This window comes from Brevundimonas sp. TWP2-3-4b2 (assembly GCF_049897345.1).
In the GTDB taxonomy this organism is placed as follows: domain Bacteria; phylum Pseudomonadota; class Alphaproteobacteria; order Caulobacterales; family Caulobacteraceae; genus Brevundimonas.
Genome location: NZ_JAFCWB010000006.1, coordinates 47,375 through 61,722 on the forward strand (window position 1 = coordinate 47,375; position 14,348 = coordinate 61,722).

Consider the following 14,348-nt stretch of genomic DNA (forward strand, 5'->3'; position numbering starts at 1 on the left):
GTCCAGGTTCAATCGACATTCAAACGTCGGCACCCCTTCTCCCTCCCCCGTCATTCCGGGGCTGGGACCGGCGTAGCCGGGACAAGAACCCGGAATCCAGGCGTCTGGAAGCCGCCGGCCGCCCCACGATCCCGTGCCGAGTCCGGTCCCTTGGATTCCGGGTTCCGCTCCGCGGCCCCGGAAAGACGGTGTTTGATGGGCGTTCAGCGGGTCCGCTGAGTGTCGATTGACCCTACCCCTTGACCCGCCAGGTCGCGCCGGTCGGACCATCCATGACCACGACCTTGAGAGCGTTCAGCCGGTCGCGAATCCGGTCGGCCTCGGGCCAGTCCTTGCCGGCGCGCGCCGCAGCGCGCTGTTCCAGCAATGTTTCGACCTCGGCCTTGAAGGCGTCGTCCACGCCCGCGTCGAACCAGGTCGCCGGATCGGCCTGAAGCACGCCCAGAATGGCAGCCGCGGCGATCAGCTCGCCCTTGGCCCGCGCGACGACGCCCTCGTCGCCCGCCGTCATGGCGCGTTCAATCTCGCTGGACAGGGCGAACAAGGTGGCCATGGCCCCCGGGGTGTTGATGTCGTCCTCGATGGCCTTGAGGAAGTCCTCGGGCGGTTCGTCGCCGTTTGCCGGGACGCCGGCGGCCCGGTGCAGGGCCCCGTACAGCCGGTCCAGGGCCTTGCGGCTCTGGTCCAGCAGCGACTGGTTCCAGTCCAGCGGCTGGCGATAGTGGGCACTCAGCAGGGCCCAGCGCACCACCTCGCCCGGGATCGCCTGCACCAGATCGTGCAGCAGCAGGACATTGCCGATCGATTTGGACATCTTCTCCGCGTCAACGGTCAGGAAGCCGTTGTGCATCCAGTAGCGGCTGTATTCCGCATGGGCGTCGGGAGAATGCGCGTGGCCATGGGCGCAGACGCCTTGGGCGATCTCGTTCTCATGGTGCGGAAACACCAGATCGATGCCGCCGCCGTGGATGTCGATCGGCAGGCCCAGCGTCTCCTCGATCATCGCCGAGCATTCGATATGCCAGCCGGGGCGGCCCGCGCCCCAGGGCGACGGCCAGGACGGCTCGCCCTCTTTCGACGGCTTCCACAGCACGAAATCGTGCGGATTCTTCTTGTAGGGCGCGACCTCGACGCGCGCCCCGGCGATCATGTCGTCCAGATTCCGGCCCGACAGCCGGCCGTAGGTCTCATAGGACGAGACGTCGAACAGCACATGCCCTTCGGCGGCGTAGGCGCAGCCCTGGTCCATGATCGCGCCGATCTGGGCGACGATCGCGTCCATGTGATCGGTCACATGGGGGGCGATGTCCGGCGGCGAGACGTTGAGCCGGCTCATGTCCTCCAGATAGGCGGCCTCGTACCGGGCGGTGACGTCGCCGATCGGCGTGCCCTCCTTCGCCGCCTTCGCATTGATCTTGTCGTCCACGTCGGTGACGTTGCGGGCATAGATCACGGCACCCGGTCCATAGGTCCGGCGCAGCAGGCGAACCAGCACATCGAAGACCACAGGCGGCCGGGCATTGCCGATGTGGGCATAGTCATAAACGGTGGGGCCGCAGACATAGAGGGTCACCCGGTCGGGATCCCGGGGGGTGAACACCCGCTTTTCGCGGTGCAACGTGTCGTGGAGGGTCAGCGACATAGTGAGGCGGCAGCTTTCAGTTTTCTTGCAGGACGGACCTGCCGTCCCATATAGCCGTCCTGCCGCACAAGCGAACAGCGTCGAGAACGATCATGAGCGTTACCCCCGTCAAGCCGGTTCTGGTTGGAGACAACGACCCCGCCCCGCGCCCCTCGCGCGAAAAGGCGCTGGAGGCCGTACGCACCCTGCTGGCCTGGGCCGGCGACAATCCCGACCGTCCCGGCCTGGTCGACACGCCGCGCCGCGTCGTCGACGCCTATGGCGAATGGTTCGACGGCTATGACGCCGATGTGGAGAAGGAGCTGAGCCGCACCTTCGAGGACGTGCAGGGCTATGACGACATGGTCCTGCTGCGCGACATCGAGGTCGAGAGCCACTGCGAGCACCATATGGCTCCGTTCCTCGGCAAGGCCTATGTCGCCTACATCCCCACGGGCAAGGTCGTGGGCATCTCCAAGCTGGCCCGGGTCGTCGAAATCTTCTCGCGTCGCCTGCAGACACAGGAAGTGCTGACCAACCAGATCGCCGACGCCATCGACGCCCACCTGCAACCCGCCGGCGTTGCCATCCTGATCGATGCCGAACATCAGTGCATGACTACCCGCGGCGTGCACCACCGCCATGTTTCGACCATCACCACCCGGTTCACAGGGGCCTTCAAGGCCGACGCCGCGCTGAAGGACCGGTTCCTGAAGCTGGCGAAGGGCTGATCGGCTCGCCCCTGAGGCGTATTTCGCGCAATCGCAGCGCTCCGGAACCTCTACGGGCCCGAAGCCGCTTTACAAGCGAGTTGCGGGACGCCAAGAGACGAACCGAACGTCATAGCTTACGCTCGCCGCACACGCGCCGGGCCGGATGGAGAGACTGAAGCACATGGGCTCCAAACTTTCAGGTCCCGGTGGCCAGGGCGGCAAGACCATCGAGCAGAACGCGGACATCAACGTCACGCCGTTCGTCGACATCATGCTGGTTCTGCTGATCATCTTCATGGTCGCCGCGCCGCTGGCCACTGTTTCGATCCGCCTTGACTTGCCGCCGGCAACGCCGCCGCCCCCGGGCGTGGTGAAGGAGCCCGTCTATGTCACCATCCAGGACACCGGCTCGATCTTCATCGCCGAAAAGCAGACCACCATCGAAACCCTGATCCCCGACGTTTGCGCGGCCCTCGGTGGCGGCAATCCGGGCTGCAAGGAAGAGCGCGTCTTCGTCCGCGCCCAGCCGGAAGTGAAATACGACCAGTTCATGGAGGTCATGAACGCCCTCCAGGAGCAGGGCTTCTACAAGGTCGGCCTGCTGAACGAAGACATCGAGTAGGGCTCACGCCTCGTCAAACGAATCAGGGCTGCATCCGGAAGGATGCGGCCCTTTTTCTTGGCCGGGCGACGCTTGCGTCTACTGGACCGACTGGCGAGGCGCAGGCGCTGCGGTGGCGGCCGCCGTCGCGGCCGGTTGATACGGACGCTCGCCGGCCGGTTCAGCTCGGGCTGCCGTGGGCGACGCGGCCGGGGGCGTCGAGGCCCGGGCCGCCGGACGCGGGGTCGGACGGCGGGCCGGCGGACGGGCTGTGGCCCGGGCCGGCGTCGGACCAGAAGCCCTCGCCGGAGCCGCTGCCGGCGTCGCAGCGGGCGTATTCGCCGCAGCGGTCTGCACCGGCACGGGCGTGGCTGCAGCGGCCGATCCGGCAGCGACCGGTCCCGGTGTGCTCGTCGCGGGGGCGGTCGCCGTCGGTGCCGCGACGGACGCCGCCCGTGCCGCCAGCTGCTGCCGGGCCTGGAAGCGATGGGCCAGTTTCTCGGTCAACACCCGGGCGGCGGCGGGGTCCATCTGGGCCAGGATCGCCGCCAGCGACCGCGGCCGCATGGCGGCGGCGACGGGCAGGCGGACATCGTCATCCAGGGTCGCGAAGACCCGTGCGGCGTCCTTGGGCCGCATGGCCGAATAAACTGCGACCATCCGGTCGTTCTCGGCCTTTTCCTGTTCGCTGACCTGGCCCAGCAACACCTGGACCTCGGCCTTGACGGCCTCCAGGGCCGCGACCTTGGCATCGAGCTTCTGTTCGGCGGTCGCCATCAGCGGCAGCATGGCCGCCAGATCGGCGTCACGGGCGTCCAGTTCGGTGCGGCGACCGGACAGCGACTGCAGGATACGCAGTTCGGCCGGCGAGATACCCGCCTGCTTGGCCAGTTGTTCGGGCGTCAGGGCGCAGACCGCGGCCGCTGCGGCGACGGCTGGAGCCGCGGCCGGCACAGCCTCCTCGGCCCAGGCTTTCGCGCCCTCGAACATGCCGGGAGCGACGCCGACGGCGCGGACGGCGACCACCCCACCGATGGCGATGGCGATCAGGGGCAGCAGACGGGGAATCTTGCTCATGAGCGGTACTCGGTGCGGCCCTCATGTCGGCGGCCGGCGTGCGCCGGCCACAGGGCCAGGGGATGGGTCAGGCGGCGAAAAGGTCTTCGTCGAGGCTACGGCGTGCGCGGTTGATGTTTTGCTTCGCAGACTGGTTAGCGGTCAGTGCCCCCAGGATAGCGGCGACATTGTTTCCGCCCGGAACCGGTGCCCGCGCACGGGCAGCACCGGGTGCCATGCCGTGGATCCGGTCTGCCAGGGCCGCCATTCGCAGGGCGCGCTCGTCCTCGACCGATGCTGCAGCAGTGACCACGGTCGGAGTTTTGATCCGGTCCGGCTGGACGGGGGCGAGGGCCGGGGTGCCCCCTCGGGCGATCAGGGCCTCCAGCTGGGCCTTGACCTCCCGCGCCTTGATGATCCGGTCATGGAGCAGGTCCGTCTCCTGACCCGAGGCCCGCAGGCTGGCCAGGGCCGCTTCGGCGCGCCCGGCGGCCATGTTCAGCTCGGTGACGGCAGAGGCAAAGGCCTGCTGGCCGGCACGCAGGACCGAGAGCTTCTTCTCCAGCCGCACGCCGTAGCCGAGCGCGACGACCAGCAGCAGCATCAGAATGCCGTCCAGGATGATGCCCGTCATCAGCGTTTTCCCTTCGTCAGACTGGTCGCCGCCTCGATGCTGATCGGCGCTTCGACGCGGACGGCGATATGCTGGCCCTTGCGGCCCATCTTGCCGGTGGTGACCGGGATCGATCCGCAGCAGACGGTAATGTCGCTGTCGGGCGTGGCATTGAGCATCAGGGTATCGCCGACCTTCAGCCCCAGAACCTTCGACAGGGGCAGTTGCTGCTCGTCGAGCACGGCCCGGACCTCGGTTTCCGTGGTCCAGAGCTCGGTGGCCAGGTGTCCTTCCCAGATGTTGTCGCGGCCGAATTTCTCGCCCATGAACTGCTGCAGCAGCATTTTCCGGATCGGCTCGAGCGTGGCGTAGGGCAGCAAGAGTTCGATGCGCCCGCCCCGGTCTTCCATGTCGATACGCAGCTTGACCAGGATCGCGGCGTTGGCGGGCCGCGCGATCGCGGCAAAGCGTGGATTGGTTTCCAGCCGGTCCAGGGTGAAATGCACCGGGGTCAGCGGCTCGAAGGCGGCACGGGCGTCGGCCAGCACGACCTCGACCATCCGCTCGACCAGAACCCGCTCGATCGTGGTGTACGGCCGGCCCTCGATGCGCAGGGCCGCGGTGCCCCGACGCCCGCCCAGCAGCACATCGACGATCGAATAGATGAGGTTGGAATCGACCGTCAGCAGGCCGTAGTTGTCCAGCTCCTCAGCCCGGAAGACCGCAAGGATGGCCGGCAGAGGGATGGAGTTCAGATAGTCGCCGAAACGGATCGACGAGATGTTGTCGAGGCTGACCTCGACGTTGTCCGAAGTGAAATTGCGCAGGGAGGTCGTCATCAACCGCACCAGTCGGTCGAACACGATCTCGAGCATCGGCAGACGCTCATACGAAACGAGCGCTGAGTTGATGATGGCGCGGATGCCCGAACGTTCGGATCCATCGTCCTCGCCGAGGTCGAAGCCGAGCAGGCTGTCGATCTCGTCCTGATTCAGGACCCGTTCCGACAGGGCCGCCGCGCCCCCCCCGTCCGCGCCGGCGTCAGCCAGCGGGTCGATGGTTTCCGCGAACGGATCGGCGTCGTCGGCGAAGGCCGCGTCGGTCATGCCTACTGCACCAGCATTTCTTCGACCAGGACCGCATCGACCTTGCCCGGCGCGGCGATCAGATTGACGCGGCGCAGGATCTCGGCCCGGAGCTGGAAGGTACCCGCCGATCCGGCCAGGTCTTCAGGGCGGAGCTCGCGCAGGAAGCCCTGGAACATGTCCTGCATCCGCGGCATCTCGGCCTGCAAATGCTCGGCAACCGCGGCGTCCTTGGTTTCCAGGGTCAGCTTGAGCTTGAGATAGGTGGGGCGGCCGTCGGGTGACTGAATGTTCACCAGCATGTCCGGCAGGGTGAAGAAGGTGACGCCATCTGGACCTTCTGCGATCACCCCCATGGCCGGATCCGCCGCAGCGTCGCCACCGCCGCCGCCGTGGCCTCCGCCCTTCTTCTCGTCCTTCTTCTCGTGGCCACCCTTTTTCTCGGCACCGTGGCCACCCTCGTCGGCAGCGGCCGGCTTGGGTTGCAGCAGGAAGAAGGCCGCACCCCCGCCCCCGCCGAGCACGAGAAGCGCCGCAGGAATGACGATGAACAGGAGCGGGATTTTCTTCTTCTTGGGGACGTCCGCCCCCTCATCACCTTCCGGCATGGGGGTATCGGACACAGCGGGCAGAGTCGCGTCGTCGTCTGCCTTCGCCCCCTTCTTCTTGCCGAATTTGAACATGCCACGTGCCCCGAGAATCTCTCGCCCCATACGACCGTTTTTTGGTTAACGAGCCGCTAAGAACCGGCAAAACCTGCCGGGTTCTTTGCAGGGCTCCACCGCTCAAATGCCCGCCGCTACTGGGTTAACTCTCCTGGCACGGTCGTTGCGAGGCAGGATGCGAAAGGAGCTGCCCGTGGAAAACGCCGCCTATGTTGGACTGTCACGCCAGATGACGCTGCGCCGCGAGCTCGACATCGTGGCCAACAACATCGCCAATGCGGACACGACCGGCTTCAAGGTCGAACAGCTGCTGCTTGGAGAGGAAGTCGGCGAGCGGGCCCGCAACGCCTTCATCCGCCCGGGTGTCAGCTTCGTGCTGGATAACGGCGTGGGCCGCGACTACGGCCAGGGGGCCCTCGCCCAGACGAGCCGTGATCTCGACTTCGGCATCGAGGGTGAAGGGGCCTTCTTCAAGGTCAATGACGGGGCGGGCGAAGCCTATACCCGCGACGGGGCGTTCACAGTCGACGCCGAAGGCAAGCTGACCACCCAGGGCGGCGCGGCCGTTCAGGGCGACAGCGGCGACATCATCCTGGATCCGACGCTCGGCGAGCCCGCCGTGGCTCCCGACGGCACCATCAGCCAGAACGGTGCGCGGGTCGGCCTCCTGTCGATCGTGCGCTTCGATACCCTGGCCGCCCTCGAGAAGGGCGGCGACGGCCTCTACCGCAACCCCTCCAATGCCACAGCCAGCGACGCCACGGATGCCCGCGTGCGTCAGGGCATGCTGGAAGGCTCAAACGTCAATCCGATCCTCGAAATCACCAATCTGATTGAGATCCAGCGCGCCTACGAAAGCATCAGCCGGATGATCGAGAACACCAACGACCTGTCACGCCGCGCCGTCGAGCGGCTGGGCCGGGCATAGAAAGGGAGACTGAGACATGCGCGCACTCAGGACCGCAGCCTCGGGCATGTCCGCCCAGCAGCTGAACGTCGAGGTCATCTCGAACAACATCGCCAACATGAACACCGTCGGCTTCAAGCGTCAGCGGGCCGAGTTCCAGGACCTGCTGTACCAGAACGTCGAGCGGATGGGCGCACAGTCCTCCAGCCAGGGCACCGTGGTCCCGACCGGCATCCAAATCGGTGCCGGCGTCAAGGCAGGCTCGGTCTACAGGATTACCGAACAGGGCACACCGACGCAGACCGGGGGCCGTTACGACATGGCGGTCGACGGGCGCGGCTATTTCCAGGTTACCCTGCCCTCGGGCGAGACCGCCTATACGCGGGCCGGAAATTTCTCGGTCAACGGCGAGGGCCAGCTGGTCACCGACGACGGCTATACGGTCGAGCCCGCCATCACCATCCCGCAGGACGCCGTCGACGTGACGGTCTCCAAGTCTGGTCAGGTGCAGGTGATCAGCGCCGGAACGCCGGCGCCGACCACGGTCGGCCAGCTGGAAATCGCGACCTTCTTCAACGAGGCGGGGCTGGAAGCCGTTGGTGACAACCTGCTGATGGAAACCGCCGCCTCAGGCTCGGCCACCGTCGGCACGCCGGGCGACGCGGGTCTGGGCCAGATCCTGCAGGGCTATACCGAGGCCTCGAACGTCGACGCCGTCGCCGAGATCAGCGCCCTGATCATCGCCCAACGTGCGTACGAGATGAACTCCAAGGTCATCACCACGGCCGACCAGATGCTGTCCGTCGCCTCGCAGGTGAAATCATGAGGACGCTGATGCTCGCCGCTGCCGTCGCGGCGTTCGCCTTCGCGGCCCCGGCCTTCGCCGGACCCGTCACGCTCAAGGCCAATCCGGTGAATTCAGATGGCCGTGTGACGCTGGGCGACCTGTTCGACGGTGCCGGTGGTGCCGCGAATGTCGTGGTCGGCCAACGTGTTGGTCCCTCCATCGTCTTCGAGGCCGGACAGCTTCAGGGCCTCGCCCGTCAATCCGGGCTGGACTGGGCAAATCCGACCGGCCTGCGCCGCGTCGTCGTTCGCAACGCCACCCTGGCACCCGAAGCGCCTGCCGCCTCGGCCGATGCAGTCGTCACGCAGGTCACGTCGCGACCCGTGCCCGCCCGCAGCGCCTATGCGGACCGTGTGATCAGCCGCAACGACATCGTCGAGGTCGCCTATCAGGTCGGCGGTGTCCGCCTGACGATCAGCGGTCGAGCTGAGGGCAATGCCGCCGTCGGCCAGCGCCTGGCCGTCCGGAACCTGCAGTCCAACCGGGTCATCGACGCCGTCGCCGTCGCCCCCGGCCAGGCGGCCGCCGGTCCGGCCGCCCGCGCCTCCACCCAACAACTCGCCGCCCGGTAAGGGGAACAGTCCTGATGCGTACCGCCTCGATTTTCACCGCCGCCCTCTCCTGCCTGGCCCTCGGGGCCTGCTCGACCGCCGTTGAGACCGTCATGGGCCCGCAGCTGGCCCCCATCGGCTATCCGGCGGCCCTGGTGCCGACCGATCAGATCGTCATGGCCTCGGCCGCCCAGCAGCAGGCCGACCGCGCGGCCAGCGCCAACAGCCTGTGGCGCACGGGTGCCCGCACCTTCTTCGGTGACCAGCGCGCGCGCAGCATCGGTGACATCCTGACGGTGAACATCGACATCGACGACCGCGCCCAGACCCAGAACTCGACCAACCGCTCGCGCACCAATGACACCTCGGGCGGCGTCACCAATTTCTTCGGCCTGGAGAACAGCCTGGGCCGTGCCTTCCCCGGCGGTTTCGACCCGCAGAACCTGGTCGGACTGCAGGGCGCGTCGAACGCCACGGGCACGGGATCGGTCAACCGCTCCGAAAAGGTCAGCCTGACCATCGCCGCCGTCGTCACGGGCATCATGGCCAACGGCAATCTGGTGATCCAGGGCCGGCAGGAAGTCCGCACCAACCGCGAGGTCCGCGAGCTGACCGTCGCCGGTATCGTGCGGCCCGAGGACATCAGCTCGGCCAATACCATTGCCCACACCCAGATCGCCGAGGCGCGCATCAGCTACGGCGGCCGTGGGGACATCAGCCGCGTTCAGGCCACGCCGGCGGCCCAGTCCCTCGTGGAACGCTTCAGCCCGTTCTAGTCGGCCTGTGACGCGCGACATTTCCGTCACGCGGCGAATTCTGCCGGGCCGCATCCAAGCGAGGCCGTGAACCGTTAATGAAGAGCAGCGTTTGATCACCAGACGCGAGTGTTTTTCATGCTGAAGTTCGCCATCCCTGCAGTTGCCGCGCTCGGCCTGGTCGCGTTCGCCGCCCAGTCCCGGGCGACGAACGCCGACGTCCAGCCCGCCGCTGCGCCGATGGCGTGGCATCTGAGCCGCGAGGGCGTCACGGCCAAACTGGCCTATGGCGTGGAGAGCTCTGACCAACTCGCCCTGATGTTGACCTGCGAACCGGGTCAGGCACAGGCCGTCATCTATGGCGATGTGAAGCCGGTCTTCCGGGGCATCCAGAAGGCGTCCATGACCCGCGCTGCCATAGATCCCATAAGCGGTGGGCTGGAGGACGAGGTCCGCGTCTCGGTAGAGGAACCGTCGCTGAAGCAGCTCGCGCTGTACGGAAAGATCGCGGTTGAGGGCGACGCCGGCGAATTCGAACTGACTGCCCGGCCCGAAGAGCGCAAACTGATCGGCGACTTCTTCTCCTATTGCGGAACCCGACCGGCCTGATCACATCCGATCGAACCTTCAGCGGGGGCTGAGCCATGATCCTCATTCTAGCCGCAGCGGCCTTGGTCGCGCAGACCATGCCGCCCGAGTCTTCATGGACCTGGACGCTTTATGCCGACACCCGGCCGGTCGTGCTGGCCAACGAGGTTCCTGACACGGCGAACCTGCGGGTGACCCTGGAATGTGATCCGGGGTCCAGCGTGGCCCGGGTCACGCTGTACGGAGCCGGTATGAGCGGGATGGCGCGCGTCACAGCAGGCGAGGCCGTCGCCATCGCCGAAGCCCAGGCCGCGCGAGGCGGGGGGACGCGGTTGACCCTGCGGACCGACCATCCCGCCTTCGCAGCGTTTGCGGCGGACGGACGGATGACGCTCATCGTCGGCGAGGCGCGTCGCCCCGTCGACGTACCCGTGGCGCACCTTGCCAAGCTGCGCCGTTTCTCGGAACTGTGTTCCGGCTGAACCCTGGAGCCGACATGCGCAGCCCCACGATCCTGGTCCTGACCGTTCTGGCAGCCACCCTGTCCGCCTGCGCCACGGCAGGGCCGACAGCGCCATCCGCGACGGACACTGCCTTCAGCGGATCCCCTGCGCCGGTGGAGAATTATGACTGGTTCTTCCACGGCGACGAAACCAGCGCCCGCCTGGCCTATGGCCTGGAAGAGAGCGACGACCTGCGGCTCGGCCTGGATTGCGACCGGGGCTCGGGACGACTGGCCCTGAGCGGCAATGCCCCGGCCGGAGCCATGGCCGAGTTCCAGATCGAGTCCGGCGGCGAGACCGAACGATTCGCCGCCAAGGCCGAACCCTCCGAGCTTCATGACGGCGTGTTCCTCACCGCCGAGGCCCGCGCCGACGCACCCGTGTTCCAGCGCTTCCGCCGCATCGGCTGGCTGGCGATGTGGCAGGACGGCGAGCGCCAGGCCTATGCGCCGCACCCGGCCTCTGCACCCAATATCGACCGGTTTTTCGCCTTCTGCGGTTGACGCGGCGCACCGGCTCCGGTGCAGTCCCGCATCCTCAGGAGCGCCCTCATGAAAATCGTCATTACCGCGAGCGCCATCGCCCTGTTCGCTGCCCTGGCCCAGCCCGCAGCCGCCCAGTCGGCCGTGACCCGGACTCCCTCGCCCGCGACAGTCCCGGTACCCGCCCCGAATGCCGCGCTGGCCTCGATCCTGGCGGACTATGAAACCTATCTGCGGTCGGTCGATCCCGTCGCGGCGGGGATGGAGGGGGATCGCGCCGCGCTGTCCCGTCTGGGGGACTCGTCGCGCGCTTTCGAAGTCGCGCAGGAGCCGCTGCTGAAAGGGTTCGCCGACCGGCTGGCTGCCATCGATCCCGCCACGCTCGGCGAGGACGAGCGGCTGAACCAGGCCTTCATGGCCTATGTCGTGAAACGCGCGCGCGACCGCATTCCCCTGGACACCAGCCGCATCGATGCCTTTTCGTCAGAGGGCGGGCCGGGTCAGAGCATGGGCTATATCGCCAGCGTCACGCGCATCGTCACAATCGCTGACGCCGAGGCTTGGATCGACCGGCTCGAGGCCATGCCGAAGGTCTATGCCGATCAGCTCGCCAACGCCCGAAGGGGCCTGCAGACCGGCATGGTCCAGCCCCGCTCGATCGTCGAGAACGCCCTGACGCTGCTTGACCCCGAAGCCGCCCTGACGCCCGAAACTGATCCACTGCTCAAGCCGTTCGGCGCCCTGCCCGCTTCGATTCCGGCTGCCCGGCAGGCGGCCCTGCGTGAACGCGCCGCACGCGCCGTAGCCGACGGGGTCATGCCGCAGCGCCGCGAATGGGCGCGGTTCCTGCGCCAGGACTATCTGCCCCGGGCCCCGGAAACCCTTGGCCTGGTCAATCGACCCGGCGGGCGTGAACTCTACGCCTATCTGGTCCGCGGCTTCACCACGACCGACCTGACGCCGGATCAGGTTCACCAGATCGGGCTGAACGAGGTAACCCGCATCCGCGCCCGCATGGACGTCGAGATGCGCGCGGCCGGCTGGACCAGTGACTTCGCCAGCTTCCTCAACTTCCTGCGCACCGACCCGCAGTTCTACGCCACAACACGCGAGGATCTTCTGGAGAAGGCTTCAGAGATGGCCAAGCGCTCTGACGATCATCTGCCGGCCCTGTTCGGCACCCTGCCCCGCACTCCCTATGGGGTCCGCGAGGTGCCGCGCGAGATCGAGGCCAACTACACCACCGGTCGCTATTTCCAGGGATCGATGAAAAATGGCGTGGCGGGCGGCTATATGGTCAATACCTCGTCTCTCGATCAGCGGCCGCTGTACGAACTGCCGGCCCTGACGCTGCACGAGGCGGTGCCCGGCCATCATCTGCAGATCGCCCTGCAGCAGGAGGCGGCCGACGGCCCCTATTTCCGGCGGGGCGTCGACGTCACGGCCTTCATCGAGGGCTGGGGCCTGTATTCGGAATTCCTCGGCGAGGAGATGGGCTTCTATCGCACGCCCTATGAACGGTTCGGGCGCCTGAGCTACGAGATGTGGCGGGCGTGCCGGCTGGTGTCGGACACCGGAATCCACTGGATGGGCTGGAACCTCGAACAGGCCCGCGCCTGTTTCCGCGACAACTCGGCCCTCGCCCCGCTGAATATCGAGACCGAACTCCAGCGCTATATCGGCTGGCCCGGTCAGGCGACGGCCTACAAGATCGGCGAGATCCGGCTGCACGGCGTGCGCAGCCGGGCCGAGCGCGAATTGGGCGACCGGTTTGATGTACGGCGCTTCCACGACGCCCTGCTGATCGACGGCCCCCTGCCACTGGACCTGCTGGACGCGCGGATGGACCGCTGGATCGCCGAGGAAAAGGCGCGGCCCGCCGACTAGGCCAGCCCCGGCGACACCCGCGCCTTCTTCGTCAGCTTCGCCGCAACGATGCCGTGGGCGATGGCCAGATGGTCGGCCAGCTCGTCATCGGCCCAGTCGTCGATCTGCGGCAGGTTCACCCATCGGGCGCGTGCCAGATAGGGTGCCGGGCTCGCGCGGCCGGCCTCGGTCAGGACCTCGAAGGCGATGTCCGAGACCTTGAACGAAACACCGCCCATGCCGCCGACCATGGCAAACATCTTGCAGCCGACCTTGTAGGTGTCGTGATCGTCTCCGAACGGATGGTCCAGGGTCACGCCCGGCAGCGCCAGACAGACCTGGCCCACCCCCGCCCGGTCCACGATCAGGCCTCGACGCCGACGCCGATCGGGCAGACCACGCCCGTGCCGCCGATGCCGCAATAGCCGGCCGGATTTTTCGCCAGATAGCCCTGGTGATAGTCCTCGGCGAAATAGTACGGGCCCGCCGCCTCGATCTCGGTCGTGATCGTCCCGCGTCCGGCATTCGACAGGGCCGCCTGATAGGCGTCACGTGATGCCTCGGCCTCGGCCCGCTGTTCCTCGGTCAACCAGTAGATCGCAGACCGGTAGGTGGTGCCGACGTCATTGCCCTGACGCATGCCCTGGGTCGGATCGTGGTTCTCCCAGAAGGCCTTCAGCAGGTCGCCATAGCTGGTCTCGTGCGGATTGAAGGTCACCTGCACCACCTCGGCGTGGCCGGTCTTGCCGGTGCAGGTCTCCTCATAGGTCGGATTGGGCGTGAGTCCGCCCATATAGCCGACCGAGGTCACCCACACGCCCGGCAGCTGCCAGAAGATGCGTTCGACGCCCCAGAAACAGCCCATGCCGAAGACGGCGGTCTGGAAGCCTTCCGGATACGGGCCCTTCAGCGGCCGCCCGGTGACATAGTGCACCTCATCGGTGTGCAGCGGCGTCGCCCGGCCCGGCAGGGCCTCGGCGGCGGTCGGCATTTCGTGGGATTTCCTGAACAGCATGGTGTGAACTCCGGTCGAAGGGTCGAACGCCTATATGGGATGCGTCGAGGCGCTTGCCGAGGGGGTCCGGGTGTTCTATCAGCCTCGCCTCGCGCCGGATCGACCTCCGGCGTGCTGCGAAGGCCTTCGGGCGACGTCGTGGAAACGGACAGGTGGCGGAGTGGTCGATCGCGCACGCTTGGAAAGCGTGTGTACGTGAAAGCGTACCGAGGGTTCGAATCCCTCTCTGTCCGCCACCACCCGCTCTAGCGTTTTGATTTCCTTTGGTTATTTTTCGGAGCGCTGACCGGGTACCAACTCAGGTCCCTACTTTGGTCTATTATAGATCAAGAGACTGCGGCTCCAGCGCGATGGTCAAACTCCACCAAAGCTCCATCCGCCAAAGGTCGCTGTAAGCCCTTGGCATCCTCCCAGGGCGCGCGCATCCACACGTCGCGTTCCTCCGCCGTGGTCAGGACCACCGGCATCGCCTTGGGATGT

General features: G+C 66.9%; 17 protein-coding genes and 1 tRNA gene. 11 read left to right on the forward strand and 7 right to left on the reverse strand.

Annotated elements, in window-relative coordinates:
- Positions 1-232 precede the first annotated feature (232 nt).
- Positions 233-1,642: a cysteine--tRNA ligase gene (gene cysS, locus ACP7AS_RS11970; protein WP_426029087.1), complete on the reverse strand. Its 1,410-nt coding sequence runs from the start codon at positions 1,640-1,642 to the stop codon at positions 233-235.
- 92 nt (positions 1,643-1,734) lie between these two features.
- On the opposite strand from cysS, the gene folE reads away from it, so the two are divergent.
- Entirely contained in the window at positions 1,735-2,352 is a 618-nt protein-coding gene (folE, locus tag ACP7AS_RS11975) for a GTP cyclohydrolase I FolE (protein ID WP_426029088.1), read from the forward strand.
- 163 nt (positions 2,353-2,515) lie between these two features.
- Positions 2,516-2,956, forward strand: coding sequence for a biopolymer transporter ExbD (locus ACP7AS_RS11980; RefSeq protein ID WP_426029089.1), 441 nt, complete (start codon positions 2,516-2,518; stop codon positions 2,954-2,956).
- A gap of 78 nt (positions 2,957-3,034) precedes the next feature.
- Here ACP7AS_RS11980 and ACP7AS_RS11985 read toward each other — a convergent pair whose 3' ends face one another.
- The 4 genes from ACP7AS_RS11985 to ACP7AS_RS12000 all read right to left on the reverse strand — a co-directional run bounded on the left by ACP7AS_RS11985 (position 3,035) and on the right by ACP7AS_RS12000 (position 6,372).
- Positions 3,035-4,012: a MotE family protein gene (locus tag ACP7AS_RS11985; RefSeq protein WP_426029090.1), complete on the reverse strand. Its 978-nt coding sequence runs from the start codon at positions 4,010-4,012 to the stop codon at positions 3,035-3,037.
- Positions 4,013-4,079: 67 nt separating this feature from the next.
- Complete coding sequence (locus tag ACP7AS_RS11990; RefSeq protein WP_426029091.1) at positions 4,080-4,625, reverse strand: DUF6468 domain-containing protein; 546 nt, start codon at positions 4,623-4,625, stop codon at positions 4,080-4,082.
- Entirely contained in the window at positions 4,625-5,710 is a 1,086-nt protein-coding gene (gene fliM / locus ACP7AS_RS11995) for a flagellar motor switch protein FliM (protein ID WP_426029092.1), read from the reverse strand. Before fliM ends, ACP7AS_RS11990 begins: the two co-directional genes overlap by 1 nt.
- A gap of 2 nt (positions 5,711-5,712) precedes the next feature.
- Complete coding sequence (locus ACP7AS_RS12000) at positions 5,713-6,372, reverse strand: flagellar basal body-associated FliL family protein (protein WP_426029093.1); 660 nt, start codon at positions 6,370-6,372, stop codon at positions 5,713-5,715.
- 175 nt (positions 6,373-6,547) lie between these two features.
- On the opposite strand from ACP7AS_RS12000, the gene flgF reads away from it, so the two are divergent.
- The 8 genes from flgF (at position 6,548) to ACP7AS_RS12040 (ending at position 12,874) form a co-directional block, all read left to right on the forward strand.
- Positions 6,548-7,282: a flagellar basal-body rod protein FlgF gene (gene flgF / locus ACP7AS_RS12005; protein WP_426029094.1), complete on the forward strand. Its 735-nt coding sequence runs from the start codon at positions 6,548-6,550 to the stop codon at positions 7,280-7,282.
- Between the two features lie 16 nt (positions 7,283-7,298).
- Positions 7,299-8,087 (forward strand): flagellar basal-body rod protein FlgG, encoded by a 789-nt coding sequence (gene flgG, locus ACP7AS_RS12010; protein ID WP_426029095.1) that lies wholly within the window; start codon positions 7,299-7,301, stop codon positions 8,085-8,087.
- Complete coding sequence (locus tag ACP7AS_RS12015) at positions 8,084-8,680, forward strand: flagella basal body P-ring formation protein FlgA (protein WP_426029096.1); 597 nt, start codon at positions 8,084-8,086, stop codon at positions 8,678-8,680. Before flgG ends, ACP7AS_RS12015 begins: the two co-directional genes overlap by 4 nt.
- A 14-nt stretch (positions 8,681-8,694) precedes the next feature.
- The gene (flgH, locus tag ACP7AS_RS12020) at positions 8,695-9,435 is read left to right on the forward strand and encodes a flagellar basal body L-ring protein FlgH (RefSeq protein ID WP_426029097.1); all 741 of its coding nucleotides are present in this window, start codon (positions 8,695-8,697) and stop codon (positions 9,433-9,435) included.
- 117 nt (positions 9,436-9,552) lie between these two features.
- Positions 9,553-10,023, forward strand: a complete 471-nt coding sequence (locus ACP7AS_RS12025; RefSeq protein WP_426029098.1) for a hypothetical protein — start codon at positions 9,553-9,555, stop codon at positions 10,021-10,023.
- Between the two features lie 35 nt (positions 10,024-10,058).
- Positions 10,059-10,484, forward strand: coding sequence for a hypothetical protein (locus ACP7AS_RS12030; RefSeq protein WP_426029099.1), 426 nt, complete (start codon positions 10,059-10,061; stop codon positions 10,482-10,484).
- Positions 10,485-10,498: 14 nt separating this feature from the next.
- Entirely contained in the window at positions 10,499-11,008 is a 510-nt protein-coding gene (locus ACP7AS_RS12035; protein ID WP_426029100.1) for a hypothetical protein, read from the forward strand.
- 48 nt (positions 11,009-11,056) lie between these two features.
- Positions 11,057-12,874: a DUF885 domain-containing protein gene (locus ACP7AS_RS12040; RefSeq protein ID WP_426029101.1), complete on the forward strand. Its 1,818-nt coding sequence runs from the start codon at positions 11,057-11,059 to the stop codon at positions 12,872-12,874.
- Here the strand turns inward: ACP7AS_RS12040 and ACP7AS_RS12045 are convergent.
- The gene (locus ACP7AS_RS12045) at positions 12,871-13,215 is read right to left on the reverse strand and encodes an MmcQ/YjbR family DNA-binding protein (RefSeq protein WP_426029102.1); all 345 of its coding nucleotides are present in this window, start codon (positions 13,213-13,215) and stop codon (positions 12,871-12,873) included. The two genes, ACP7AS_RS12040 and ACP7AS_RS12045, sit on opposite strands and share 4 nt — an antisense overlap.
- Before the next feature lie 2 nt (positions 13,216-13,217).
- Positions 13,218-13,868, reverse strand: coding sequence for a peptide-methionine (S)-S-oxide reductase MsrA (msrA, locus tag ACP7AS_RS12050; RefSeq protein WP_426029103.1), 651 nt, complete (start codon positions 13,866-13,868; stop codon positions 13,218-13,220).
- A gap of 146 nt (positions 13,869-14,014) precedes the next feature.
- Between msrA and ACP7AS_RS12055 the strand changes: the two genes are divergently transcribed.
- Positions 14,015-14,104 (forward strand) — tRNA-Ser (locus tag ACP7AS_RS12055).
- Positions 14,105-14,348 lie beyond the last annotated feature (244 nt).